20 protein-coding genes are annotated in these 25605 nt (G+C 63.2%); 9 read left to right on the forward strand and 11 right to left on the reverse strand.

Features of this window, described 5'->3' with window-relative positions; all coding sequences use genetic code 11:
• Window positions 1-89: 89 nt before the first annotated feature.
• Window positions 90-749: a response regulator gene (locus ACYG9V_RS08670; RefSeq protein ID WP_023669647.1), complete on the forward strand. Its 660-nt coding sequence runs from the start codon at window positions 90-92 to the stop codon at window positions 747-749.
• A gap of 104 nt (window positions 750-853) precedes the next feature.
• Here ACYG9V_RS08670 and ACYG9V_RS08675 read toward each other — a convergent pair whose 3' ends face one another.
• A complete protein-coding gene (locus ACYG9V_RS08675) occupies window positions 854-4357 on the reverse strand; it encodes a PAS domain-containing hybrid sensor histidine kinase/response regulator (RefSeq protein ID WP_352763792.1) in 3504 nt (1167 codons plus the stop codon).
• Window positions 4358-4608: 251 nt separating this feature from the next.
• On the opposite strand from ACYG9V_RS08675, the gene mscL reads away from it, so the two are divergent.
• Together mscL and ACYG9V_RS08685 are read left to right on the forward strand one after the other, a co-directional pair.
• Window positions 4609-5028: a large conductance mechanosensitive channel protein MscL gene (mscL, locus tag ACYG9V_RS08680; protein ID WP_023681933.1), complete on the forward strand. Its 420-nt coding sequence runs from the start codon at window positions 4609-4611 to the stop codon at window positions 5026-5028.
• 157 nt (window positions 5029-5185) lie between these two features.
• Window positions 5186-6352 (forward strand): pyridoxal phosphate-dependent aminotransferase, encoded by a 1167-nt coding sequence (locus ACYG9V_RS08685; RefSeq protein ID WP_023669650.1) that lies wholly within the window; start codon window positions 5186-5188, stop codon window positions 6350-6352.
• A gap of 18 nt (window positions 6353-6370) precedes the next feature.
• Here the strand turns inward: ACYG9V_RS08685 and hemA are convergent, their stop codons facing one another.
• A complete protein-coding gene (gene hemA / locus ACYG9V_RS08690) occupies window positions 6371-7648 on the reverse strand; it encodes a 5-aminolevulinate synthase (protein ID WP_352710395.1) in 1278 nt (425 codons plus the stop codon).
• Window positions 7649-7927: 279 nt separating this feature from the next.
• Between hemA and galE the strand changes: the two genes are divergently transcribed.
• Window positions 7928-8923 carry a UDP-glucose 4-epimerase GalE gene (gene galE / locus ACYG9V_RS08695; RefSeq protein ID WP_023692519.1) on the forward strand — a complete coding sequence of 332 codons (996 nt, stop codon included), beginning with the start codon at window positions 7928-7930 and terminating at the stop codon, window positions 8921-8923.
• A gap of 98 nt (window positions 8924-9021) precedes the next feature.
• On the forward strand, window positions 9022-10272 hold the full coding sequence (locus ACYG9V_RS08700) for a D-amino acid dehydrogenase (RefSeq protein ID WP_023692518.1): 1251 nt from the start codon (window positions 9022-9024) through the stop codon (window positions 10270-10272).
• A 7-nt stretch (window positions 10273-10279) separates the two neighbouring features.
• Here ACYG9V_RS08700 and ACYG9V_RS08705 read toward each other — a convergent pair whose 3' ends face one another.
• The gene (locus ACYG9V_RS08705) at window positions 10280-10489 is read right to left on the reverse strand and encodes a hypothetical protein (protein ID WP_352763789.1); all 210 of its coding nucleotides are present in this window, start codon (window positions 10487-10489) and stop codon (window positions 10280-10282) included.
• A 146-nt stretch (window positions 10490-10635) separates the two neighbouring features.
• Between ACYG9V_RS08705 and ACYG9V_RS08710 the strand changes: the two genes are divergently transcribed.
• Window positions 10636-12462 (forward strand): alanine racemase, encoded by a 1827-nt coding sequence (locus tag ACYG9V_RS08710; RefSeq protein ID WP_023681929.1) that lies wholly within the window; start codon window positions 10636-10638, stop codon window positions 12460-12462.
• On the opposite strand, the gene ACYG9V_RS08715 is transcribed toward ACYG9V_RS08710, so the two are convergent.
• The 7 genes from ACYG9V_RS08715 to ACYG9V_RS08745 form a co-directional block, all read right to left on the reverse strand.
• A complete protein-coding gene (locus tag ACYG9V_RS08715) occupies window positions 12463-13839 on the reverse strand; it encodes an FGGY-family carbohydrate kinase (RefSeq protein ID WP_023681928.1) in 1377 nt (458 codons plus the stop codon). It lies immediately after the preceding gene.
• On the reverse strand, window positions 13836-14153 hold the full coding sequence (rhaM, locus tag ACYG9V_RS08720; protein WP_023681927.1) for an L-rhamnose mutarotase: 318 nt from the start codon (window positions 14151-14153) through the stop codon (window positions 13836-13838). The genes ACYG9V_RS08715 and rhaM overlap by 4 nt, the downstream gene beginning before the upstream one ends.
• Complete coding sequence (locus ACYG9V_RS08725; protein ID WP_023681926.1) at window positions 14153-15148, reverse strand: ABC transporter permease; 996 nt, start codon at window positions 15146-15148, stop codon at window positions 14153-14155. Before ACYG9V_RS08725 ends, rhaM begins: the two co-directional genes overlap by 1 nt.
• Complete coding sequence (locus tag ACYG9V_RS08730) at window positions 15145-16122, reverse strand: ABC transporter permease (protein WP_023681925.1); 978 nt, start codon at window positions 16120-16122, stop codon at window positions 15145-15147. Before ACYG9V_RS08730 ends, ACYG9V_RS08725 begins: the two co-directional genes overlap by 4 nt.
• Window positions 16119-17660 (reverse strand): sugar ABC transporter ATP-binding protein, encoded by a 1542-nt coding sequence (locus ACYG9V_RS08735; protein ID WP_023711392.1) that lies wholly within the window; start codon window positions 17658-17660, stop codon window positions 16119-16121. The genes ACYG9V_RS08730 and ACYG9V_RS08735 overlap by 4 nt, the downstream gene beginning before the upstream one ends.
• Window positions 17661-17744: 84 nt before the next feature.
• Window positions 17745-18740, reverse strand: coding sequence for a rhamnose ABC transporter substrate-binding protein (gene rhaS / locus ACYG9V_RS08740; RefSeq protein WP_023669661.1), 996 nt, complete (start codon window positions 18738-18740; stop codon window positions 17745-17747).
• A gap of 48 nt (window positions 18741-18788) precedes the next feature.
• Window positions 18789-19592: a DeoR/GlpR family DNA-binding transcription regulator gene (locus ACYG9V_RS08745; RefSeq protein ID WP_460221936.1), complete on the reverse strand. Its 804-nt coding sequence runs from the start codon at window positions 19590-19592 to the stop codon at window positions 18789-18791.
• Between the two features lie 183 nt (window positions 19593-19775).
• Here ACYG9V_RS08745 and ACYG9V_RS08750 point away from each other — a divergent pair, with 183 nt between their 5' ends.
• The 3 genes from ACYG9V_RS08750 (at window position 19776) to ggt (ending at window position 25156) form a co-directional block, all read left to right on the forward strand.
• Entirely contained in the window at window positions 19776-21878 is a 2103-nt protein-coding gene (locus ACYG9V_RS08750) for a bifunctional rhamnulose-1-phosphate aldolase/short-chain dehydrogenase (RefSeq protein ID WP_023696671.1), read from the forward strand.
• A 107-nt stretch (window positions 21879-21985) separates the two neighbouring features.
• Complete coding sequence (gene rhaI, locus ACYG9V_RS08755) at window positions 21986-23278, forward strand: L-rhamnose catabolism isomerase (protein ID WP_027049381.1); 1293 nt, start codon at window positions 21986-21988, stop codon at window positions 23276-23278.
• Between the two features lie 138 nt (window positions 23279-23416).
• Complete coding sequence (gene ggt, locus ACYG9V_RS08760) at window positions 23417-25156, forward strand: gamma-glutamyltransferase (RefSeq protein WP_023669665.1); 1740 nt, start codon at window positions 23417-23419, stop codon at window positions 25154-25156.
• 17 nt (window positions 25157-25173) lie between these two features.
• Here ggt and ACYG9V_RS08765 read toward each other — a convergent pair whose 3' ends face one another.
• The gene (locus ACYG9V_RS08765) at window positions 25174-25521 is read right to left on the reverse strand and encodes a hypothetical protein (RefSeq protein ID WP_032885862.1); all 348 of its coding nucleotides are present in this window, start codon (window positions 25519-25521) and stop codon (window positions 25174-25176) included.
• Between the last annotated feature and the right edge of the window lie 84 nt (window positions 25522-25605).

Genomic DNA, 25605 nt, shown 5'->3' on the forward strand with positions numbered 1-25605 from the left:
CCATTGCCGCATGAAGACAAAGCGCTTCGCCGCATAATCGTCCGGTCCCGTAAAAGCCGATAATCAATAAGGGATTTGGGGAGGAACATTTGCCGTCGGGTTACACCTTCGTCATCGCCGACGACCATCCGCTTTTCCGCGGCGCGCTGAAAGAGGCGCTTGCCGGCGTTGGTGATGTCGCAGCCATTCACGAGGCCGGCGATTTCGAAAGCGCCAAGGTCCTGGTCGTGGCCAATGAGGATGTCGACCTGGTGCTGCTCGACCTGTCGATGCCGGGCGCCAGCGGCCTGTCCGGTCTGATCGCGCTGCGCGGCATCCACCCGGCGGTGCCGCTGGTGGTGGTGTCGGCACATGACGACCCGGTGACCATCCGGCGCGCGCTCGATCTCGGCGCGTCCGGCTTCATCTCCAAATCGGCCAGTATGGAAGAGATTCGCAGCGCCGTGCAGACGGTGCTGGCCGGCGACATCGCAGCACCCGTCGGCATCGACCTCGGCGTCGAGCGCGACCCCGAAATATCCGACCTGATCAAGCGGCTGCAGGCGCTGACACCGCAGCAGACGCGTGTCCTCGGCATGCTGGCCGAAGGCCTGCTCAACAAGCAGATCGCGTACGAACTCAGCGTCTCCGAAGCGACTGTAAAGGCGCATGTCTCGGCCATCCTGCAAAAGCTCGGCGTCGACAGCCGCACCCAGGCGGTGATCCAGCTGTCCAAGATCGGCAGCGATCCGTTGCAGCCAGCAGGCTAAAGCGCATCGCGCTGAACGGATTCATGCGACCCGCTTTAGCTCTTGTTCGATGCATGTCGTGGTCCCAGAACCGGGGCACACTTCTGGGCGACATGCATTGAACCCTACTCGGCCGCCGATGCCAGCGGCCTGACCCTTGCCATCATGGAACGCAGCACGGCCGGCTTCAGCGGCTTGTTGATCACCGGCACGTCCAAGGCGGCGGCAGCGGCACGGACCTCGGTGGAGCGGTCGGCGGTGACCAGCACGGCCGGCAGGTCCGAACCATGGATGTCACGCAGGCGGGCGATGATGTCGAGGCCGCTTCTGCCATCGAGATGATAGTCGGCAAGCACGATGTCGGGACGATCGGCCCTGCCAAAATCCTCCGAACCCGAAAACGTGCCGATGCTGCAGCCCCAGCCCTCGAGCAGAAGCCGCATGCCGTCGAGGATGCGGGCGTCGTTGTCGATGCACATGACGCGCAGGCCGGCCAGCGAATTCGCGGTGCGGGCAGGCGCCTTCGGCTCGACCTCGCGCCGCGGCGCCTCAACCGCCGCAACCGGCAGGATAACGGAAAAGCGCGTACCCTTGCCCGGGTTGGAAAAGATCTGGATCTCGAGCCGCAGCACCCGCGCGATGCGGTCGACGATGGACAGGCCAAGGCCGAGACCTTCGGCCTCGCGCACGCCTTCGTCCAGCCGGGTGAACTCGTTGAAGACCGTGTTCAGCTTGTCGCCGGCAATGCCGATGCCAGTGTCGATCACCTGGATTTCGGCGAGTTCGCCGCGCCGTCGCACGCCGACCAGGATGCGGCCATGGGGGGTGTATTTGATGGCATTGGAGACCAGATTCTGGATCAGCCGGCGCAGCAGGTTGCGGTCCGTCAACACGCTGAGCGACGAGGCTATGATCGTCAGATCGAGTTTCTTTTCGGCGGCGAGCGGCTGAAAATCATTGCCGATCTGGCGCAGCAGCCCGTCCAGGCGGAAGGCGCTGTCATCGGGTTTCATCGCGCCGGCGTCGAGGCGGGAAATGTCGAGCACGGCGCCCAGGATCGTCTCGACCGATTCCAGCGAGGATTCGATGTTGATAGCAGCCTTCCCGGCCGGGCCCTTGCCGGCCTTTTCGATCAGCGACGAGCAGTAGAGACGGGCGGCGTTCAGCGGCTGCAGGATGTCGTGGCCAGCGGCGGCGAGGAAGCGCGTCTTGCCCAGATTGGCCTCCTCGGCCAGCATCTGCGCCTGCGCCAGCTCCTCATTGACCCGGGTCAACTCCTCGTTGACCCTAGTCAGTTCGATGGTCCGCGTCTTGACCCGCTGCTCCAGCGATTCATTGGCCCGCTTCAGCGCCAAATCCTGTTCGACGCGTCCTGATATGTCGGCATAGGTGGCGACGATTCCGCCGTCCGGCATCGGGTTGGAGCGCAGTTCGAGGATATGGCCACTGGTCTTCAACTCCATCTGCCATGGGCTGACGAAGCTGGTCAGCCGGTTGAGCATCGCCACGCGCTGGTCGGCCGGAATATCGCCGCGCTCGGCGAGGTGGCGCAGGATGCGGTCGAGCGAGACGCCGACCTGGCCCATCTCGTCGGGCAGGTCGAACAGCGCGCGATATTGTCTGTTCCAGCAGATCAGACGAAAATCGCAGTCGAATACGGTGATGCCCTGCTCCATCTGGTCGAGCGCGATCTGCAGCAGGTCGCGATTGTGCTGCAGCGCTTCGGTGGCGTCGTCGAGCAGGCGAAAGGCGTCCTTGGACTCGCGGTCGTTGCGGCGAAACAGCAGCGACAGGATCAGCCGCGCCGAAGACGAGCCGACCGCGCTCGCCAGCAGCTGCTCGGAAAAGCGGATGACATCCATGCTGGCCTGCTCATTGCCGTGCAGCGAGACGCCATTGCTTTTCTCGAAGGATTGGAAGGAGCGCTCGGTGCGCTCGACGCCGAGGTAGCGCGAGATGGTGTCCTTCAGCACGTTGACGGTGATGGCGGTGCGGAAGCGGCGCAGGCTGGGCATCGGGCCGGATTCGCGCGGCACGAAGATCGACGCCTGGATCCGCTCCAGCGGCACTGACGCGCGCGACAGCGAGCCGAGCACGAAGAACAGCGTGTTGACCGACAGGCTCCAGAGCACGCCGTGGTTCAACGGTTCGGCGACGGTGCCGAACAGAGCCTGCGGCCGCAGCGCCTCGAAACCGAACAACCCCTGCACGACGATGTCCGCGTCGGCTGCCGAGAGCGACGGCAAAAGCAGCGTATAGCCCCAGACGAGGATGCCGGCGACCATGCCAAGGGCCGCGCCGCGGCCATTGGCGCCGCGCCAGATCAGCCCGCCGATCAGCGCCGGCGCGAATTGGGCGATTGCCGCGAACGACATCAGGCCGATCGACGACAGCCGCGCCGAGTTGGTGCTTTCGCGGTAGTAGAGGAAGGCGATGAACAACAGGATGAAGATGGCGCCGCGCCGCACGTTGAGGATCAGCGTCGACCAATCCTCATTCTCAGAGGTCGTGGTCTTGAGCAGGCGGCGCACGAACAGCGGGATGACGAGGTCGTTGGAGATCATGATCGACAGCGCCACGCTTTCGACGATCACCATGGCGGTCGCCGCCGACAGCCCACCGATGAAGGCGGCCATGGCGAGGAAGTCATGGCCGCCGAACAAGGGCAGCGCCAGCACATAGAGGTCACTGGTGGTTTTGGCGCCGACCAGCGCCAGGCCGGCGAAGGCGATCGGCAGCACGAACAGGTTTATCGCCACGAGATAGAGCGGAAACACCCAGGTCGCGGTGCGCAGTTCGGCCTCGCCGCGGTTCTCGACGATGGTGACGTAGAACTGGCGCGGCAGCATGATGATGGCAAAGCCGCTCAGGCAAGTCAGCACCAGCCAGGTGGCGAGCGAGGTGTTGTAGCCCATGGCTTGCCGCACCTGGCTGTTTTCGGCCAGCTTGTCGATCATGTCGCCCAGGCCACCGAAGATCAGGAAGGTGACCATCAGGCCGATCGCCAGGAAGGCGGCGAGCTTGACCACGGTTTCGACCGCCACCGCCAGCACCAGCCCGTCCTGGTGCTCGGTGGCGTCGGCATGGCGGGTGCCGAACAGCACCGCAAACAGCGCCAAGAGCATGGCCACCACCAGCGAGATGTCGCTGACGAAGGGATCGAAGGAGGGCGGCGATCCCGTATAATGCTCGACCATCAGGCCGACCGAACCGGAGATCGCCTTCAATTGCAGTGCGATATAGGGCACCGCGCCGATGGTGGCGATCAGCGTGGCGATCGCCGAGACGGCAAAGCTCTTGCCGTAGCGCGCGCCGAGGAAGTCGGCGATCGAGGTGATCTTCTCGCTCTTGGCCAGCCGCACGATGCGATTGAGCAGCGGAAAGCCGAACACGAACACCAGCACCGGCCCGGTGTAGATGCCCAAAAATTCGAGGCCGCGCTCGGACGACAGGCCGACCGAGCCGAAGAAGGTCCAAGAGGTGCAGTAGATGGCGAGGCTGAGCGCATAGATGAAGGGCCGGGCGCGGTCGGGTCCCAGCGCCGTTGAACGCCGGTCGCCGAGGCTGGCGATGACGAACAGCAGCGTTACATAGGCGACCGCAATGATGACGATGAACCAGCCCTGCACGGCCCGAAAATCCTCCTCGGCCAGCTTTCACCCCGGCCTGCCCAGAGGCAATCACAGCTCTAAGGTCAAGTCCATCGCGGCTTTCGGCGCATGACCGCGACGCCGCCCTGTCGAACCGTGACCTGAGGTAAGGAGAAAGCGGTGTTTTCCAGCTTTTGCTTCTGTTGCAACCGCAGGTTTTTGTTATGGTGCGCACGGGCCGACGCCGGAGGGACGGCGGCAGCGCGGTCCGTCATGACAAGGAGGGTCGAATGCTGAAAGAATTCCAGGAATTCATTTCCAAAGGAAATGTGATGGACCTTGCGGTCGGCGTCATCATCGGCGCGGCCTTCAGCAAGATCGTCGATTCTCTTGTCAATGACATCATCATGCCTTTCATCGGCGCACTTGGTGGCGTCGACTTTTCCAACTACTTCATAGGCCTCTCATCAACAGTGCATTCGACCAATCTTGCCGACGCGCGTAAGGAAGGCGCGGTGTTCGCCTACGGCAATTTTATCACCGTGGCGCTGAATTTCGTCATCCTGGCTTTCATCATCTTCCTTATGGTCAAGGCCGTGAACAACATGCGCAAGCGGCTCGAGCGCGAGAAGCCGGCCGCACCTGCGGCTCCGCCGCCGGCTGACGTCGCACTGCTCACCGAAATTCGCGATCTCCTCGCCAGGAAATAGACAAGGCCAGATTTCTGGACCAAAACCCCGGTCGTTCGCGGCCGGGGTTTTCTGTTGCCGCATCTGCTAAGAGCATCCGCCAATGCATGTCGCCCATAAGTGCGCAGCGGTTCTGGATAATGACATGCATCAAAGCGGACATCAAAACGGACCTGTCATGACCCTGATCGATAGCTTGCGCGCCGAAGCGGTGGCCGCCCCCGAAAGCGGCATTGTCGCCGTCGTCAATTACGGCCGTACGCGCGAGGGCATGATCCCGCTCTGGGCCGGTGAAGGCGATTTGCCGACGCCTGCCTTCATTTCGGAAGCCGCCGCCAAGGGGCTCGCCAATGGCGAGACCTTCTATACCTGGCAGAAAGGCATTCCGGAGCTGAGGCAAGCGCTTTCTCGCTACTATGCCAGGCATTTCGGCAAGAGCTTCGCCGAAGAGGAATTCATCGCCACCGGTTCCGGCATGCATGCCATTCAGTTGGCATTAGCCGCGGTCGCCGGCAGCGGCGACGAGGTGGTCTATCTCTCCCCGGCCTGGCCGAATTTCGCCGCCGCCGCCGGTATTTCCGGCGCTACCCCGGTTGCGGTCACGCTCGACCAGTCGGGCAATGGCTGGTCCTGCGATGTCGACAAGATTGCGGCTGCGGTGACGCCGCGCACCAAGGCGCTGTTCGTCAACACGCCATCGAACCCCACCGGCTGGACGGCCGATAAGGAAACGCTGCAGGCGATCCTGAATCTCGCCCGCCAAAAGGGTCTGTGGATCATCGCCGACGAGATCTATTCGCTGTTCCACTACGGCCACGGCCGTGCGCCGTCCTTCCTCGACATTTCGACCGCGGAAGACCGCATCCTGTTCGTCAACTCCTTTTCCAAGAACTGGGCGATGACCGGCTGGCGCGTCGGCTGGATCAAGACCCATCCCGAGCTGCAGCAGGTGTTCGAGAACCTGATCCAGTATTCGACCTCAGGCGTCGCCCAGTTCATGCAGCGCGGCGCCGTCGCGGCGCTGGACCACGGTGATGCCTTCATCGTCGAGCAGGTGGAGCGCGCCAGGAAAGCGCGCGACCTGGTCTGCGATATTCTCGGCGCAACCGGCAAAGCGCGCTTCACCGTGCCGCAAGGCGCGTTCTATTTGTTTTTCACGGTCGACGGCATCACCGATCCGCGCCGGGCTGCTTTCGACATCGTCGACAAGGCCAATGTCGGCCTGGCGCCGGGCACCGCCTTCGGCCCTGGCGGAGAGGCGTTTTTGCGCCTGTGCTTCCACCGCCGCCTCGACCAACTCGAGGAAGCGGCACACCGGCTGGCGGGATGGATGAGGACGGTTTGAGGTGAATGGGCGGCGGCTTCAGCCGCCCGACTTCGGCACAAGCAGCGGCACAATCCGGTCGCTCTTGGCGACACTGGGCCGTCCGGCGGAGCCGTAGGGAATGCCCAGCGCATCCCATGTCTCGACCAGCGCGTCCTGCAGTCCCGCAATCAGGGTATCGGTATGGAACGGCGTCGGCGTGATGCGCAGCCGCTCGGTGCCGCGCGGCACGGTCGGATAGTTGATCGGCTGGATGTAGATGCCGTGCACGCCGAGCAGACGGTCGCTGGCCATCTTGCAGAGTTCGGGGTCACCGACCAGCACCGGCACGATGTGTGTCGGCGATTCCATCACCGGCAGGCCAGCTGCAGACAGAACCTCCTTGGTCCGCAACGCCTGGCGCTGTTGCGCATAGCGCTCGGCTTGCGACCGCTTGAGGTGGCGGATGGACGTGGTAGCGGCGGCGGCGATGGCCGGCGGCAGCGCCGTGGTGAAGATGAAGCCCGGAGCATAGGAGCGCACCGCGTCGATGACGGCGCTGTTGCCGGCGATATAGCCGCCCAGCGTGCCGAACGCCTTGGCCAGCGTGCCTTCGATGATGTCGATGCGGTCGGCCAGCCCCTCGCGCTCGGTGATGCCGCCGCCGCGCGGTCCGTACATGCCGACGGCATGGACCTCGTCAATATAGGTCATGGCGTTGTAGCGTTCGGCCAGTTCGACGATCTGCTTGATCGGCGCGATGTCGCCATCCATCGAATAGACGCTCTCGAACACGATCAGCTTGGCGCGTTCGCGGCCCGCCACCTGCAACAGGCTTTCGAGATGCGCGACGTCGTTGTGGCGGAAAATCTTCTTTTCGGCGCCCGAGCGCCGTACGCCTTCGATCATCGAGGCATGGTTGAGCTCGTCCGAAATGATCAGGCAATTGGGCAAAAGCCGCGCAATGGTCGAGATCGAGGCCTCGTTGGAGACGAAGCCGGAGGTGAAGACGAGCGCGGCTTCCTTGTCGTGCAGGTCGGCCAGTTCCAGCTCGAGTTCGACCAACGGGTTCGAGGTGCCGGAAATGTTGCGGGTGCCGCCGGCGCCCGAACCCATCTTGCCGGCCGCGTTCTGGAAAGCGGCGATGACATCGGGGTTCTGGCCCATGCCGAGATAGTCGTTGGAGCACCAGACGGTGATTTCCTCGGCGCGGCCGTTGGAACGCCAGATGGCGCGCGGAAACTTGCCGACAATGCGCTCGAGATCGGCGAAAACCCGGTAGCGCCGCTCGGCGTGGAGCTGGTCGATCGCTTCCTCGAAGAACCGCTGATAGTTCATGTCGCCTTCCCAGTTTTGCGCGGGATCATAATCGTTGGCCCATTCGTCGTCCACCGGGCCGTTTTGGTCAAAATGCCACGCCCCAAGCCTGTTCCTAACGATGCCAGATCGTGGCCTATTCCCTTGATGTGGATCAATTTTGTTTCCGTACGATGCCACAGGCCGGTGAGACTGTTACGGATTTAACATTCAGGCGTTTCTAATGGCCTTGCCGCAGGCTTTCCAGTAAGGCGGTGATTGAGACAGTTTCCGATAAATCATGAGTAAAAGAGGACGCGGATGACGGTTTTGGTAACGGGCGGCGCCGGCTATATCGGCAGCCACATGGTCTGGGAACTGCTGGATGCCGGCGAGAGCGTCGTCGTTCTCGACCGCCTTTCCACGGGCTTCGAATGGGCGGTAGCGCCGGAAGCCAAGCTTGTCGTCGGCGATGTCGCCGATAGGGAATTGGTCGGCCAGATCATCCGGGATAACGAGGTCGACGCGATCATCCACTTCGCCGGTTCCATCGTGGTGCCGGAGTCGGTTGCCGACCCGCTCGCCTATTACGAGAATAACACCTCCAAGACCCGCACGCTGATCGAAACCGCGGTGCGCGAGGGCGTGCCGCATTTCATCTTCTCCTCGACCGCCGCCGTCTATGGCGGCGCCGGCCTGGAGCCGGTGCGCGAGGATGCCCGCCTGGCGCCGGAATCGCCCTACGGCCTGTCCAAGCTGATGAGCGAATGGATGCTGCGCGACGCAGCGCTTGCGCATCCCTTGCGCTACACGGCCCTGCGCTACTTCAACGTCGCCGGCGCCGATCCCAGGGGCCGGGCGGGTCAGTCGACGCCTGGCGCCACGCATCTGATCAAGGTCGCCTGCGAGACCGCGCTCGGCAAACGCCCCTTCATGCAGGTGTTCGGCACCGATTATCCGACGCCGGACGGCACCTGCATGCGCGATTATATCCATGTCAGCGACCTGGCCGCGGCCCACCGGCTGGCGCTGCAGCGCCTGCGCGCCGGCGGCGGCAGCCTCGTCGCCAATTGCGGCTACAGCCACGGCTATTCGGTGCTCGAGGTCATCGACAGCGTGCGGCGCGCCTTCGGCCGGGATTTCGAGGTCAAGATGGGCGACCGGCGCCCCGGCGACGCCGCCGCCGTGGTTGCCAATTCCGACCTTGCACGCGCCGAACTCGGCTGGACCCCGCAACGCGACGACCTTGACCAGATCGTCGCCGATGCGCTCGCCTGGGAGCGCATCCTCACCGGCAAGAACTCCGCGCGAGGCTGAGCCGGGCACTTCCGAGGGCTCGCAAGGCGCGCGGCGAAGCGCTATTGAAGGCATTGGCGATGCGGCGTGGAGGCGCTGCGCCGCGAAGAGGGGGTGGCATGAAGATAACGGTGCTTGGAGCCGGTGTTGTCGGTACCGCGGCCGCGTATTATCTGGCCGCCGACGGCCATGAGGTCACCGTTATCGAGCGCCATCCGGCGCCGGCGCGCGGCACCAGCCAGTCCAATGCCGGTCTGGTGTCGCCGGGCGACGCCACCGCCTGGGCCTCCCCGGCGGCGCTGAAGACCTTCCTGCGCGCGCTCTGGAACCATGATCTCGGCATCAAGGTCAGGCTGCGCTTCGATCCCTATTTCCTCGCCTGGAGCCTGCGCTTCCTGCGCCAGTGCACGGTGGCGCGCCTGCGCGCCAACAGCCAGGTCAAACTGCGCCTGGCGCTCTATTCGCGCGACTGCATCAACGCGCTCTCCGACGCCACCGGCATCCACTATGACGAGCGCAAGAAGGGCATTCTTTATTTCTTCCGCTCGCAGCACAGTCTCGACACCGGCACCGACAACTACCAGTTTCTGGCGAAGCATGGCCTGCCGATCGAGATCGTCGGCCGCGACCGGCTGGTCGAACTTGAGCCCGGGCTCGCCGGAGTGAAGGAAAAGATCGCCGGCGGCGTTTATTCGCCAATCGACCAGACCGGCGATTCCAGGATATTCGTCGATGGGCTGGCCGCCTATGCCGCCGAAAAGCTCGGCGTCAGATTCCTGTTCGACACCACGGTCGAGGGGCTCGACATAGAAGGCGATCGGGTGCGTGCGGTCATGACATCGGCCGGCCCGGTGACGGGCGACGCCGTCGTCATCGCCATGGGCCCCGAGAGCGGCCTGATCGGCCGCCGCTACGGTATCGACCTGCCCGTCTATCCGGTTAAAGGCTATAGCGCGACCATCCCGCTGGAGGACGAGAGCAAGGGACCGACCATGGGCGGCGCCGACGAGGACCGGCTGGTTGGTTACTCCAGGCTCGGAAACCGCCTGCGCATGTCCTCGACAGCCGAGTTCACCGGCTTCGACCGCAGCTTCAAGCTCAGCGACTTCAAGTCCATGCTGAGCACCGGCAAAGACCTTTTCCCCGGCGCTTTCGACGAGAAGAAGGCGCTGTTGTGGGCAGGTCTGCGACCGATGATGCCCAACTCGGTGCCGGTCATCGGCAAGGCGAAATACAAGAACCTTTACCTCGACACCGGCCACGGCCATGTCGGCTGGACCATGGCCTGCGGCTCGGGCAAGTTCCTGGCCGACCTCGTCGCCGGCCGCAAGCCGGAGATCGACCCGCAAGGGCTGGTCTACGGGAACTGAGGGAGCTCTAGTCGTCGTGTTGGCATCGAGTCCATTCGTCGTGCACCCATTCGGCAAGCCATCCGCGCTCAAGCTGGCCAATCTGTGCCAAGTTTTCCTGCCTGGCGGTCAAATGGCCGAGACCGATAACTTCGAAACCTCCGCAGTGCGCGGGGTGATCATGTTCGCCGCAGGTCAGTTGCCACTCACCATCGAAATGATGAACGACCAGCGTCACCGGCCTCTCCGATCGAAAGACGTGCCCACATACAATTGCTCTGGTTTCCAACATTGAAACCGTCACTGCGCAAAGTTTGACAAATATCGTACGACGATCTGGAAGATGCATCTGGCTGATAGATTCTACAAACCCTGAGTGACGAAATGTCGGGACCGCAAGTCGCTATCGACCTTGGCCGCATCGAGCGCAACGCCCGCACCATCGTCGAGCGCTGCGCGCTGTCCGGCATCAAGGTGTTCGGAGTTACGAAGGGCACATGCGGCATGCCGCAAGTGGCGCGGGCCATGCTGCGCGGCGGTGTTGCCGGCATCGCGGAATCGCGTTTTGAGAACATTCGGCGGCTGCGCGACAGCGGCATCAATGCGCCGGTCATGCTGCTGCGCAGCCCGCCCATGGCGCGCGTCGAGGAGGTCGTGCGCACCGTCGACATCAGCCTGCAGTCGGAACTGACCACCATCCGCGAGATATCGCGCATTGCCGAGCGCATGGGCCGCGTCCACGATATCATGCTGATGATCGATCTCGGCGATCTCCGCGAAGGCATCTGGCCAAGCGACCTGATCCCCACCGTCGAGCAGATCCTACAATTCAAGGGCGTGCGCATCGCCGGCATCGGCACCAATCTCGGCTGCTTCGGCGCCATAATGCCGACGCCGGAGAACCTTGGCCAACTCGTCGCCCATGCCTACAAAACCGAGCGCCTGTCCGGCAAAAGCCTCGACTTCATTTCCGGCGGCGCCTCGTCATCGCTGACGCTGCTGCTCGAAGGCAAGCTGCCGCCCGGCATCAACAATCTGCGCGTGGGCGAGGCGATCCTGCAAGGCGGTGTCGAAACCTTTCGCGACGTGCCGTGGCCCGAACTCGAACCCGATGCCTGCCGGCTGACCAGCGACATCATCGAGGTCAAACTCAAGCCTTCGCGGCCGATCGGCACATCCGGCTACGACGCCTTCGGCAACCAGCCGGTCTTCGCCGACGAGGGCGACCGGCTGCGCGCCATCGCCAATATAGGCCGCGAGGACGTGCTGGTCGAAGGGCTGACGCCGATCGCCAAGGGGGTGAGGGTGCTCGGCGCTTCCAGCGACCATCTGCTGCTCGATGTGCAGGATGCCGATCCGCGGCCTACCGTCGGCGACCGTGTCGCCTTCCGCATGAATTATGGCGCCATGCTTCTGGCGATGACCTCGGAATATGTCGAGAAGGCGCCGATGCACGACGTCGCGGATTTCTCCGGCCGCAAGATGGTGTCGATCTCGGCCGAACCGGAAGCCGGCGGGATTATCGCCCGCGAGGGAACCGGCGCGCGGCTGGAGGCAATGAATTTCGACGTGGTCGAACTCGCCGACGTCGAGCGGCCGCCCTCGGGCCTCGTCCGTCTCGCCGCCGGCGCAGATCGCCGTATCGCCCACAAGGCGCTGACCGCAACGGCGCGCGCCACGCATTCCTTCGGCCTGATCTGGATCGATTCCCTCGCCGCCCTGATGCCCGAGGACGAGGAGGCCGAAGACATGCCTGAAGTCTCGGTGCTGGCCCGCGCGCTCGGTCTCGATCACAAGCCCGGCGCGCTGCAGCCGCAGCTGTCGCCGGAAAATGTCGTCATCGTCGGCCTGCGCCATGCCGATCCGGCGGAGGCAAGGGTGCTCAAGGATTCGCGTGTCTCGGCCTTCACCATGACCGACATCGACGCCATGGGCATGCGCGACCTCATGCACGAGGCGATCCGCATCGCCACCTCGGGCACGCAAGGCTTCCATCTCAGCTATTCGCCGACGGCGACCGAATTCGCCGGCTGGGCTGCGGGCTCGGGCGGGCTGACGGTGCGCGAGACGCATCAGGCAATGGAGGCGATCTCGCTGTCCGGCGGTCTGCTGTCGATGGATGTTTCCGGGCTGACCGCCGGTCTGGAGCCGCGGATCGGCGCCGACGCCATCAACTTCGTCATGTCGGCCTTTGGCAAGCGGATTTTGTGATCAGCCTTGCGCGTCGACTGCCGCGCGCCACGCGGTGACATAGGCCGCCCAGACCGGGTCGGTCTGCGGCTCAATTCTTTCGCCCTTGCCGTGCGTCACTGGCTGATCGGATGCGAGCAGTGCCGCGCCGATGCTGGTGCCGGTGGCCGCCTCGGAGGCGATGACGATGCGCGCGGTCGCTGCCGCCAGCATGCCGACAAAGAGCCGGTTGCGAGCAAACGGTCCTTCCACGGTGGTCGGGCCGTCGGCGCCGATCAGCTCGAGGCAGGTCGCCGTCATCAGTGCTAGATAGAAGGAAATGGCGGCGAACCGCTCGCCTTTGCTGATGCCCTCGGCACCAAGCCATGCCGCGGCATGGTGCGGGAACGGTCCTGATCCCTGCTGGGTAGAAGGCAAAAGCAGCATCTTTTTTGTCAGAACGGCCAGCACCTCGCTGCCGCTGCAGTCCTGCGGCTTGTCCTTGGTCAGCTGGGAAAACTCACGGCCACCCATGAAACGCGCCGAGGGCACGGGGTCGCCCAGCGCGCTGACATTGACCAGCGTGTCGCGCGCAGCATCGAGCGCAATCTCTCTGCCGCCGACCGCCATCGATACCACCCAGGTGCCGGTCGAGACGACCGAGAAGGGCGGCTCGTCGGACAGAAGATGCGGCAATAGGGAGGCGTTGGAATCGTGCAGTCCGCAGAAAACCGGGGTCTGCGGATCGAGCCCGGTGCGCGCGGCAAGCGCCGGCAGGATCGGGCCGAGCTGGTCCCTGGCCGGCCGCACCGGCGCCATCAGCCTGCGCCAATCCAGCCTGTCGACCATCGAGGAAAAGTCCGCCTCCCAAGGGCTCCACAGATCGGTGTGGCAGCCGAGCGAGGTCACCTCGTTGGCGGCAACGCCGGTCAGGCGCAGCGCCCAGTATTGCGGATACATCAGCATCGCGGCGGCCCTGGCGAATTCGGTGGGAAAACGCTTCTCAAGCCAGAAGAATTGCGCACCGAGATTGAGGCCGAGCGGCAGGCGCGGCGTCCCAGTCTCAATGAAGGGCGGACGGATCGCACTATACTCTGTAGCCAGCCTGTCGGGGCCGTCGAACTCATAGTCGAGGACAGGCAGCACCAGTTCGCCCGCTGCGTCGACCAGCACGCCGGTCGCACCATGCGTGGTGATCGAAATCGCTTCGATACGCTGTTCGCGGTTGAGGCTGGCAAGGCTGTTGAGGATGAACCTCCACAGCGACTCGACATCGTGATGCGGGTAGGGCGCTTGCCGCAGCGGCGCGTTCGCCATGCGGCGCAACCCCACTTCGCTCAGCGTGACGAGATCGACCAGCGCCACCTTGGCGTTGGTCTTGCCGATGTCGATGACGGCGATGTGGCGCAGCGCACTCATGCCATATGGAACATTGTTTCCAGGGGGATGGCCACCGGTTGGTTGTCCGGCCTGGTCTCCATGATGTCGGCCATGTGCGCCCACCAGCGCTGCATCACCGGGTGCTTCGGCAGGTCGGCCATGCCATGGTCGTCGCGCCGCCACAGCACGCCGAACAGGATGTTGGTGTCTTCATCGAGATGGATCGAATAATCGGCGACGCCGGCCTCTCTCAGCAGCGCCACCAGCGACGGCCAGATCTCATCGTGGCGCTTTTTGTACTCGGCTTTCATGCCGGGTTTGAGCTGCATCTTGAAGGCGTATTTCTCAGGCATCAGCTGTTACCACGCAGCTGTCGCCAGACGATCGGCAGCGCGATGACGACGATCAAGAGCAGGCCGATGAAGATCGACATGACGATGCCGGGCACGTTCAGCAGGCCGAGGCCGAAGGTCACCAGCCCCATGATAAAGGCGGCGAGCACGACGCCAACAATGCTGCCGGAGCCACCCAGAATGCTGACGCCGCCCAGCACCACCATCGTGATGACCTCAAGCTCGTAACCCTGCGCGATGGACGGTCGCGTCGAGCCGAGCCGCGAGGTGATCAGCACCGAGGCGATGCCGGCCATCAGCCCTGTCAGGCAAAACAGGATGAATTTGATGCGGCCGACGCGAACGCCGGAAAACTGTGCCGCGACCGGATTGTTGCCGATGGCAAAGACACGGCGGCCGAAGCTGGTGCGATGCAGCAGGAACCAGTAGGCGACGGCCGCGATGAGGAAGAGCACCAGTTCGAACGACACCACCCACCAGACGTAACCCTGGCCGAAGAAGGCGAAGCTCTCGGGATAGCCCTTGTAGGCCTGGTCACCGAGGATGATGAAGGCAATGCCGCGAAACAGGCTCATCGTGCCGATGGTAACGACGATGGACGGCAGGCCGAGCCTCGTCACCAACAGGCCGTTGAAGGCGCCGCAACCGAGCCCGACGACGATGCCGATAGCCACCAGCACCGGCGTGTCGGCGCCGGCCTGTACCGCCATGCCCATCATGGTCGAGGCGAGCGCGATGATGGCGGCGACCGACAGGTCGATCTCGCCCGAAATGATCAGCAGCGCCATGGCGAAGGCGATCAGGCCTTTCTCGGTGAAATTGAAGGTCAGGTCCGACAGCGAATAGGCATCGAGGAAATAGGGCGATGCGAAGCTGTTGATGGCGAAGATGGCGACCGCCACGAAGACCAGCAGCGCTTCCCAGGAAAAGATCGCTGAAGAGAGCGGCTTGTCGAGCCGGTCGGGAATGTGGCGCGGGGCGGGGGTGTCGGTCATGCCGCCTCCGCCTTCCTCAGAATGATCCGCCCCTGCTGGCGTTCGCCGCGCGCGTTGAGCACGACGGCCAGGATGATGGCGCTGCCTGAAATCGCCATCTGCCAGAAGGGCGAGATGTTGATCACCGGCAGTGCGTTGGAGATGATGCCGAGGAACAGCGCCCCTAACACCGCGCCCCCGACCGAGCCGATGCCGCCGGCAATCGAAATGCCGCCGATGACGCAGGCGGCGATGATATTGAGTTCATAGCCATTGGCGACCTCGACCGAGGCGATGACATAACGAGAAATCCAGAGATAACCGGCGAGCCCGCCGATCATGCCGGAAATGCAGAAGACGATGAATTTGGTTCGGCCGACATCGATGCCGGCATAGACCGACGCCGTCGGGTTGACGCCGATGGCATAGATCGAACGGCCAAGCGCGGTTCGCGTCATCACCACGAAGAACAGCGCGATGACCAGTATGGCGATCCAGGACAGAACCGGAATGCCCAGGAAAGCTGCGCGCTGGAAGCCGATGAAGTCCGGGCTCATCTTGTCGGCATTGACCCAGGCGCCGCCGGAGAGGACGAAGGTGGCGCCGCGATAGATGGTGAGCGTGCCCAATGTCACCACGATCGAAGGGATGTTCAGCCGCCACACCAGCAGGCCGTTGATGGCGCCGAGCACCAGTCCGACGGCCAGCGCAATGACGATCAGCAGCGGGATCGGGATCGCCGGATGTGCGGCGTTCAGCATCGCCACCACCATGCCGGTGAAGCACAGGTTGGAGGCCATCGACAGGTCGATCGAGCGGGTCAGGATGACGACCATCTGTCCCAGCGCCAGGATCATCAGGATCGAGGTGTCGTTGAACACCTGGGCGAGATTGCCGGGGTCGGCAAAGGCCGGGAAGCGCGTCGAGATCAGAGCAATCAAAACGACGATCGCCGCTGCCAGCCAGATCTCGCGGAATTTCAGGAGAGCCTTCATGCCGCGATCCCCGCTGCCGTCCGGACCAGCGTTTCGGCGTCCAGCCCCTTACTATCGTAGACCGCCGCAACCAGCCCTTCGCGCATGACGACGACGCGGTCGGACATGCCCAGAATCTCCGGCAGTTCCGACGACACCATGATCACCGACAGGCCCTGCGCGACGAGCTCCGCCATGAAGCCGTGCACGGCGGCCTTGGAGCCGATGTCGATGCCCTTGGTCGGCTCGTCCAGGATGATCACCTTGGGCGCTGTCGCCAGCCATTTGGCGATGACGATCTTCTGCTGGTTGCCGCCCGACAGCGTGCCGACATCCTGGCTCAGCGACGAGGCGCGCAGGTCTAGCCGCTCGGTGTAGGAGCGGGCGAGCGCGAATTCGTCCGACAATCGCAGCAGGCCGGATTTGGAGGTGCGCTTGAGCGAGGGAAGCGAGACGTTTTGGAAGATCGGCAGGCCGATCACCACGCCCTGCTTGCCGCGTTCCTCCGGCACGTAGACGATGCCGGCTTCGATGGAATCCGCCGCCGATTTCGGCGTGATCGTCTTGCCTTCCAGCGTGATCGTTCCACCCGATATGCGGGTGATGCCCGATATCGCCTGCATCACCTCTGACCGCCCGGCGCCGACAAGGCCGTAGAAACCGAGGATCTCGCCCTTGTGCAGTTCGAAGCCGATGTCGTTGAATTCGGTCGGGTGCGAAAGGCCAGCGACCGACAGCACCGGCGCGCCGATCTCGGCCTTGCGTTGCGGAAAGATGTGATCGACCGAGCGGCCGACCATCATGCGCACGATCTGGCTCTGGCCGGTATCCTTGATAAGGCCCTCGCCAACCATCTCGCCGTCGCGGAACACGGTGTAGCGATCGGCGATCCGATAGATCTCGTCGAACTTGTGGCTGATGAACAGGATCGCCTTGCCTTCCTCCTTGAGGAATTCGATCAGCAGGAAAAGCTCCTCGATCTCCTTCATCGAAAGGGCTGCGGTCGGCTCATCCATGATGACGATCTGCGCATCGATCGACATCGCGCGAGCAACCGCTACCAGATGCTTGTTGGCGATGCCGAGGTCTTTCAGCCGCGCATCGGCGTTGATATGGCCGGCATGCATGGTGTCGAGCACTTCGCGCGCGTGTTTTCGCATGGTGCGCCAGTCGATGGTGCCTAGCCGCGTGCGCGGCGCATGGCCGAGAAAAATGTTTTCGGCGACGCTCAGATCGTCGAACAGCACGGTTTCCTGATGAATGGCGGTGACGCCGTGGCCGAAGGCGGCATGCGCGCTGGGCAGGGTGACGGCCTGGCCGTCAATGCTGATCGTGCCGGCGTCGGGCTGGTAGATGCCGGTCATGATCTTGACCAGCGTCGACTTGCCGGCACCGTTTTCACCGATCAGCGCCGTAACCTGGCCGGGGTAAAGCGACAGGCTGACATTGTGCAGCGCGCGCACGCCGGGAAAGCTTTTGGAGACGCCGGACAGCGTCAGGCGCGGGGCAGGACCCGTGGGCTCCTCCTTCGCAATGCCGTGCTGGGCTGTCGTGTCCATATCCGTATCAAGCCCTGAAACAAGGTCCGTTTAAAGTCGCGGCGGGATTTTGGTCCCGCCGCGCTTGGTCCGAGACGTCCGAGATCAATAGATCTTGGAGAACTTTTCGATGTTGGACTTGTCGAACTGGAAGGGCGGAGCCATCGCAGCCGAGTTGCTGTCATCGAGCGTGACCTTGCCGACGCGGCCGATCGACAGCGTTGCGCCCGGCTTTGCCTCTTCCTTCTTCACCGCCAGATCATGAGCGAGGTAGACGGCGGAGTAGCCGAGGTCGATCGGATTCCAGAGGGCAACCGCCTGGCTGGAACCGTTGTCGATGAACTTCTTGAACTCCGACGGCAGCGCCAGACCCGTGACATTGACCTTGCCGATCAGGTTCGCGTCGGTGACGACCTGGGCAGCGGCAACGACGCCGACGGTGGTCGGCGCGATGATCGCCTTGAGGTTCGGATAGGATTTCAGCAGGCCCTTGGCTTCGTCGGTGCTCTTGGCCGAATCGTCATCGCCGTAGACGGTGGCGACGAGTTTGATCTTGGGGAATTTTTCCGGCAGGATTTTCTTGGCCGCGTCGATCCAGGCGTTCTGGTTGGTCGCGGTCGACGAAGCCGACAGAATGGCGACTTCGCCGCCTTCCGGCAGATAGTCGGCGGCAAGCTTGATGATGGTCTCGCCGATCAGGCCGGTGTCGGACGGGTTGAGGTGCAGCTGGCGGCCTTCCTTGGCGACGCCCGAATCCCACGAGATGACGGTGATGCCGCGCTCCATCGCCTTCTTCAGCACCGGCACCAGCGCGTCGGCGTCATTGGCCGAAATCGCAATGGCGTTGACCTTCTGCGCGATCAGCGAATTGACCACTTCGATCTGCGCTTCGGCGGTCGCCTTGGTCGGGCCGGTGTAGATGATGTCGACATCGCCGAGTTCCTTGGCCGCCTCTTCGGCACCCTTGTTGGCGGCGTCGAAGAAGCCGTTGCCGAGCGACTTCACCACCAGCGCGATCTTGACGTTCTCGGCATAGGCGGCATTCACGAACATGGCGGCCGAGAACGCGGCCGTCACCATCAATTTCTTCAGAAAGCTCATCGTATTTCCTCCCTTGAGCGTTGCATTCCATCGTCGCTGCGGTTGGCCTCAGGCCTGCAGCGAGGATTCTTCCTTTGCCGACTTGCGGGCGACGATCAGCGTCACACCCGCGGCCTCCAGCATGTTGGCTTCGCGATCCTCGATGCCGTCATCGGTGATGACGGTGGCGATGCGCTTGAGCCCGCACAGGATCAGGCTCGAGCGCTGGCGGAATTTCGATGAGTTGACCAGCACCACCAGTTCGTCGGCCTGGTCGATCAGTTTCTGCTCCGCCTGGATCAGCAGCGGGTCGCCTTCCATCAGGCCAAGCGGCCCGAGCCCTTGAGCGCCCATGAACATGCGGCGCGCGTAGAAACTACGCGTCACGTCATTGTCGAAGGGCGAGAGGATGATGTTCTGCTCGCGGTAGATGGTGCCGCCCGACAGCATGACGGTGTTCTTCGAATGCTTGAGCAGGTGCTCGGCGATGGGGAACGAATTGGTGAAGATCGGCATGCGGCGTCCGGTCAGGAAATGCACCATCTGGAAGGTGGTGGTGCCGCCATTGATGATGATCGGTTCGCCGTCCTTGCACAGCTCCACCGCTTCGCGCGCAATCGCGCGCTTCTGCGAAGCGTTAAGCGTTTCGTTGACGGAAAAGGGCCGGCCGGCGAGGCCGATGAACTGCGGTGGCGAGATCGCCTCGGCGCCGCCACGCACGCGACGCAGGCGCTTTTGCACATGAAGAGCCGCGATATCGCGCCGGATCGTCGCCTCGGAGGAGTCCGTCAGGTCGACCATCTCCTGCACCGTCACCACAGGCTTTTCCTGGACGGCGGACAGAATGATCCTGTGGCGCTCTTTTTCGTGCATGGTTCCTCCCTGCATGGTCATGAGGCACTAGAAAACCACCAGTGTCAATCATTTCCGCTCATATAATTTCATTGTGCAGTGCAATATGATCGATCTTGATCGTTTATGATTGACAACCGAGATGCTTGCGTAGACATTTCCGGCAAAATGGACCGCGCCTTTTGCGTCCCAGGGAGGATAATCATGCTCGACAAGCGCTCCGGCTCGCGCCTTGCCAACCTTTGGGACGATGCTAAAGCCAAGGGGCTGAGCGAGCCTGAGCTTCTGGTCTATCGCTCCAACACGCTCGGCTCCGACAAGCGTGTCACCAATTATGGCGGCGGCAACACCTCGTCCAAGATCCGGCAGAAGGACCCGCTCTCCGGCGCCGAAGTCGAAGTGCTATGGGTCAAGGGCTCGGGCGGCGACAGCGCCTCGATCAAGCTGGACGGTTTCGCCACGCTTTACATGGACAAACTGCAGGCGCTGAAAGGCCTTTATCGCGGCGTCGCGCATGAGGACGAGATGGTGGGCTATCTTCCCCACTGCACCTTCAATCTCAACCCGCGCGCGGCCTCGATCGACACGCCGCTGCACGCCTATGTGCCGAAGCCGTTCGTCGATCACATGCATCCCGATGCCATTATCGCGATTGCCGCGGCCAAGGATTCCAAGGCGTTGACCAAGGAGATATTCGGTGACGCCATCGGCTGGCTGCCGTGGAAGCGGCCGGGCTTCGAACTTGGCCTCTGGCTGGAGAAATTCTGCGTCGAACACCCCGAGGCCAAGGGCGTCATCCTCGAAAGCCACGGCTTGTTCACCTGGGGCGACACACCCAAGGAGTGCTATGAGACGACGATCTCGGTCATCAACCAGGCGATCGAATGGTTCGAGCGCCGCTCCGAGGGTCTCGCCATCTTCGGCGGCGAAGTCGTCAAATCGCTAGACGCCGCTGAGCGCCGCGCCATCGCGGCGAGACTGATGCCGAGGATCCGCGGCCTGATTTCGGAGAAGAGCCACAAGCTCGGCCATTTCGACGATTCCGCCGCTGTGCTCGAATTCGTCAACTCCAGGGATTTGCGCCCGCTGGCGGCACTCGGTACCTCATGCCCGGATCATTTCCTGCGCACAAAAATCCGCCCGCTGGTTATCGAGTTCGACCCAGCGAAGCCCGACGTCGAAGCCGTGATTGCGCGCCTCGCCGACGATATTGCTGAGTACCGTGTCGGCTACCAGGCCTATTACGACAGCTGCAAGCATCCGGACTCGCCCCCGATCCGTGACCCCAACGCCGTGGTCTACCTGATGCCCGGCGTCGGCATGTTCACCTTCGCCGGCGACAAGGCCACCGCCCGCATCTCTGGCGAATTCTACGTCAACGCCATCAATGTCATGCGCGGGGCCTCGACCGTTTCGTCCTATGTCGGCCTGCCGGCGCAGGAGGCCTTCGACATCGAATACTGGCTGCTCGAGGATTTGAAGCTGCAGCGCATGCCGAAGCCGAAGTCGCTCGCCGGCCAAATCGCGCTGGTCACCGGCGGCGCCGGCGGCATCGGCCGCGCCACCGCCAATCGCCTGCTGCGCGAAGGCGCCTGCGTCGTGCTGGCCGATATCGACGAGACCGCACTTGCCAACGCCAACGACGAACTGGCGAAAGCCTATGGCAAGGACTTCGTCCGGCCGGTGCTGATCAACGTCACCGCGGAGGAGCAGGTGATTTCCGGCTTCGCCCAGACAGCCGTCGAGTTCGGCGGCATTGATATTCTCGTCTCCAACGCAGGCCTCGCCTCCTCGGCGCCGATCGAGGAGACGACGCTGGCGCTGTGGAACAAGAACATGGACATATTGTCGACCGGCTATTTCCTGGTCTCGCGCGAAGCCTTCCGGCTGTTCCGGGCCCAGAAGATCGGCGGCAATGTCGTCTTCGTCGCCTCCAAGAACGGTCTTGCCGCGTCACCCAATGCCGCCGCCTATTGCACCGCCAAGGCGGCCGAAATCCATCTCGCCCGCTGCCTGGCGCTGGAAGGCGCGGAAGCCCAGATCCGGGTCAACGTCGTCAATCCGGACGCCGTGCTGCGCGGTTCGAAGATCTGGACCGGCGAGTGGAAGGAACAGCGCGCCGCCGCCTACAAGATGTCGACCGACGATCTGGAAGAACACTACCGCTCGCGCTCGATGCTGAAGCGCTCGGTGTTTCCCGAAGACATCGCCGAAGCGATCTATTTCCTGGCGTCCGACATGTCGGCCAAATCCACCGGCAACATCATAAACGTCGACGCCGGCAACGCGCAGAGCTTTACGCGCTGAGTTAAGGGCGGAGCGCTTCTCTTCTCCCCGTCACTATACGGGGAGAAGGTGGCCCGAAGGGCCGGATGAAGGGCAGCGCTGACTGAACGCATTGGGAGGAATAGCACTTGTCCGAAACCATCATCGCCGCCGATCTCGTCTCCAGCCACAACGCCCAGCGCAAACCCGACCTCGAGCGCGACTACGCGTCGCTCGGCGAACGCCTCGACCGCCGCGGCATCGCCATCGATGCCATCCGCGACAAGGTCGAGAAATTCGCCGTCGCCATTCCGTCCTGGGGCGTCGGCACAGGCGGCACGCGGTTTGCCCGCTTTCCCGGCGCCGGCGAGCCGCGCGACATTTTCGACAAGATCGAGGACTGCGCCGTCATCAGCCAACTGACACAGGCGACGCCGACCGTCTCGCTGCATGTACCGTGGGACAAGGCCGATCCGAACCGGCTGAAGCAGGCGGCCTCGCGCTTCGGCCTCGGCTTCGACGCCATGAATTCCAACACCTTCTCGGATGCCAGGGACCAAAAACTGTCCTACAAGTTCGGGTCGCTGTCGCATGCCGATGCCGGCACGCGCCGCCAGGCGGTCGAGCACAATCTGGAATGCATCGAGATCGGCAAGACGCTGGGGTCCAGGGCGCTAACAGTGTGGATCGGCGACGGCTCGAATTTCCCCGGCCAGGTCAATTTCGCCAAAGCCTTCGAGCGCTATCTCGACGCGATGAAGGAGATCTATGCCGGACTGCCCGCCGACTGGAAACTGTTCACCGAACACAAAATGTACGAGCCGGCTTTCTACTCCACGGTCGTGCAGGACTGGGGCACCAACTACCTCATATCCAAGGAGCTGGGCGACAAGGCCTACTGCCTGGTCGACCTCGGCCACCATGCGCCCAACGTCAACATCGAGATGATCGTGTCGCGGCTGATCCAGTTCAAGAAACTCGGCGGCTTCCACTTCAACGATTCCAAATATGGCGACGACGATCTCGATGCCGGCTCGATCGATCCCTATCGGCTGTTCCTGGTCTTCAACGAACTGGTCGATGCCGAGCTGTCCGGCGCCGAGGGTTTCGATCCCGCCCACATGCTCGACCAGAGCCACAACGTCACCGATCCGATCGAAAGCCTGATGCTGTCGGCGGTCGAGGTGCAGCGCGCCTATGCGCAGGCGCTGCTGGTCGACCGCAAGGCGCTCGAGGGTTTCCAAGACGGCAATGATGCGCTGATGGCGACGCAGACGCTGAAAGCTGCCTACCGCACCGATGTCGAGCCGATCCTTGCCATGGCGCGGCTGAACACAGGCGGCGCCATCGATCCAGTCGCCGCATATCGCGCGGCGGGCTACCGGGCGAAGGTCGCGGCGGAACGGCCGGCGGTTGTGGGCGGTTCAGGCGGGATTGTTTGAGATTGGCTAATCTCCACCACAGGGGGGAGATCAGCTTGCCTCTGCCGGCAGGCGAACATCAATATGTGTTCGCTCATATTGATGATGGACTCGGCCGCTCCATGTAGCTCTTCTAGGCACCGCACTTGGAGCACCGCCATGCCCTTGACCCGCCGGACGCTGATTGGCGTCACCCTTTCGCTCGCAATTGCGCTCGCGCCATCCGGCGCGCTCCATGCCGCCTCGCCACAACCGGCGAAGGGCGAGCACGGCATGGTCGTCACCGCCCAGCATCTGGCGTCGGAAGCCGGCGTCGAGGTGCTGAAGAAGGGCGGCAATGCCGTCGATGCGGCGGTCGCCGTCGGCTATGCGCTCGCCGTCGTCTACCCTAATGCCGGCAATATCGGCGGTGGCGGGTTCATGACCATCCGCTTCAAGGACGGCAAATCGACCTTCCTCGATTTCCGCGAGCGCGCGCCGCTGGCGGCAACCAAGACCATGTATCTCGACAAGGACGGCAATCCGGTGAAGGGCGCCAGCCTTGATGGCTACCTTGCGGTCGGCGTACCGGGTTCCGTGGCAGGGTTCGAGATGGCTCGTGAAAAATATGGCACGCTGCCACGCCAGGATTTGATGGCGCCGGCAATTGCCTATGCCAAGGATGGCTTCATCCTCGACCAGGGCGACGCTGCTTCATTCGCGAGCAATGCCGCACGGCTGGCGAAGGACCCTGCCGCCGCCGCCATCTTCCTGAAGCCGGACGGCAAACCCTATGGCGCCGGCGAGCGTCTCCTCCAGCCCGATCTTGCAGCCTCGCTCGCCGCCATCTCCGAAAAAGGCGCCGACGCCTTCTACAAAGGCGCCATCGCCGACGCCATCGTCAAGGCGAGCGGCGCCAAGGGCGGCATTCTGGCCAACTCAGACTTCGAGCAATATAAGGTACGCGAGCTGCAACCGGTGAGCTGCACCTATCGGGGCTATGAGATCACGTCCTCGCCGCCGCCAAGCTCCGGCGGCGTCATCATCTGCGAAATCCTCAACGTGCTGGAGGGCTACCCGCTGTCTTATCTCGGCGCCCGCTCGGCCGAGACCGTGCATGTCATGGTCGAGGCGATGCGCTACGCCTATGTGGACCGCAACTCGGCGCTCGGCGATCCCGATTTCGTCGACAATCCGGTCTCGAAACTGCTCGACAAGGGTTACGCCAAGGAGATCCGCGACAAGATCGACCCGTTCCGCGCCGGCGTCTCGCAGGATTTGATGCCGAAGGGCTTCGGCGAGTCGAAGGAAACGACGCACTATTCAATCATCGACGATGACGGCAATGCGGTCGCGGTCACCTATACGCTGAACGGTTCGTTCGGCGCCGGCGTGGTCGCCGACGGCACCGGCATCCTGCTCAACAACGAGATGGATGATTTCACCCAGAAGCCTGGCGTGCCCAACCTCTACGGTCTCGTGCAGGGAGAGGCCAATGCCATCCAGCCGAAGAAGACGCCGCTGTCATCGATGAGCCCGACCATCGTCGCCAAGGACGGCAAGCCGTTCATGGTTATCGGCAGCCCCGGCGGCTCGCGCATCATCACCATCACGCTGGAAGCCATCGTCAACGTCATCGACCACGGCATGAACATCCAGGAGGCGATCGACGCATCGCGCATCCACCATCAATGGCTGCCCGACACGATCTATGTCGAACCGTTCGGCCTGTCGCCCGACACTGAAAAACTGCTGGCCGGCATGGGCTACCACCTCGATCTCGCGGATTCTACCTGGGGTCAGGCGGCCGGCATTCTTGTCGGCGGCAAGAGCCTGGCGGAAATCGAGAAGGGCGGCGGCGCCCGCTACAACGGCGCCATCGACAGCCGCGCCGCATCCGGCGAGGCGATTGGCTACTGATCAAAACAAGAGATTGATCAGAGGACGAGCGTAAGCGTCGACCCGACGAGCATCAGCGCCGCGATCACGACGAACGCCGCGTAGATGCGGGGACGGTCGAGGAGCAGCGCATTGCCCGATATCCAGGCCGCGGTTGCGCCGCCAAGCGCAAACAGGAAGCCGTTCCGGTGACCAAAGGTCATGGAAGCGGCCATCAGCCCGCCAATGATCAGCGCGCCGAAGACGATGATCACGGCAACGGCGTATTTCTCGAAGTCGTTGCCGCCGCCCATGGCCGGGCCGATCGCGTTCAAATTCGTCAGATCGTCCGGATCGAACGGGTTGGTCGATCCATATTCATCTTGACCGACAGGTTCTCGCATCATTCATTCTCCGCTGACCGGCAACAAATCATCAACATCTGCCGAGCGCAACCGGATCGCGCCGTGCCGAAGGCCGCCGATGCGGTC

The organism is Mesorhizobium sp. W016, from assembly GCF_054719485.1.

Excerpts from the sequence above, each read along its gene's own strand:
- ACYG9V_RS08765 (WP_032885862.1), bottom strand. The coding sequence starts at position 25,521 with ATGATGCGAGAACCTGTCGGTCAAGATGAATATGGATCGACCAACCCG.
- ACYG9V_RS08735 (WP_023711392.1), bottom strand. The coding sequence starts at position 17,660 with ATGGACACGACAGCCCAGCACGGCATTGCGAAGGAGGAGCCCACGGGT.
- hemA (WP_352710395.1), bottom strand. The coding sequence starts at position 7,648 with ATGAACTATCAGCGGTTCTTCGAGGAAGCGATCGACCAGCTCCACGCC.
- ggt (WP_023669665.1), top strand. The coding sequence starts at position 23,417 with ATGCCCTTGACCCGCCGGACGCTGATTGGCGTCACCCTTTCGCTCGCA.
- rhaM (WP_023681927.1), bottom strand. The coding sequence starts at position 14,153 with ATGCCTGAGAAATACGCCTTCAAGATGCAGCTCAAACCCGGCATGAAA.
- ACYG9V_RS08700 (WP_023692518.1), top strand. The coding sequence starts at position 9,022 with ATGAAGATAACGGTGCTTGGAGCCGGTGTTGTCGGTACCGCGGCCGCG.
- ACYG9V_RS08710 (WP_023681929.1), top strand. The coding sequence starts at position 10,636 with ATGTCGGGACCGCAAGTCGCTATCGACCTTGGCCGCATCGAGCGCAAC.
- ACYG9V_RS08750 (WP_023696671.1), top strand. The coding sequence starts at position 19,776 with ATGCTCGACAAGCGCTCCGGCTCGCGCCTTGCCAACCTTTGGGACGAT.
- ACYG9V_RS08685 (WP_023669650.1), top strand. The coding sequence starts at position 5,186 with ATGACCCTGATCGATAGCTTGCGCGCCGAAGCGGTGGCCGCCCCCGAA.
- ACYG9V_RS08745 (WP_460221936.1), bottom strand. The coding sequence starts at position 19,592 with ATGCACGAAAAAGAGCGCCACAGGATCATTCTGTCCGCCGTCCAGGAA.
- ACYG9V_RS08715 (WP_023681928.1), bottom strand. The coding sequence starts at position 13,839 with ATGAGTGCGCTGCGCCACATCGCCGTCATCGACATCGGCAAGACCAAC.
- ACYG9V_RS08730 (WP_023681925.1), bottom strand. The coding sequence starts at position 16,122 with ATGAAGGCTCTCCTGAAATTCCGCGAGATCTGGCTGGCAGCGGCGATC.
- ACYG9V_RS08725 (WP_023681926.1), bottom strand. The coding sequence starts at position 15,148 with ATGACCGACACCCCCGCCCCGCGCCACATTCCCGACCGGCTCGACAAG.
- galE (WP_023692519.1), top strand. The coding sequence starts at position 7,928 with ATGACGGTTTTGGTAACGGGCGGCGCCGGCTATATCGGCAGCCACATG.
- rhaS (WP_023669661.1), bottom strand. The coding sequence starts at position 18,740 with ATGAGCTTTCTGAAGAAATTGATGGTGACGGCCGCGTTCTCGGCCGCC.
- mscL (WP_023681933.1), top strand. The coding sequence starts at position 4,609 with ATGCTGAAAGAATTCCAGGAATTCATTTCCAAAGGAAATGTGATGGAC.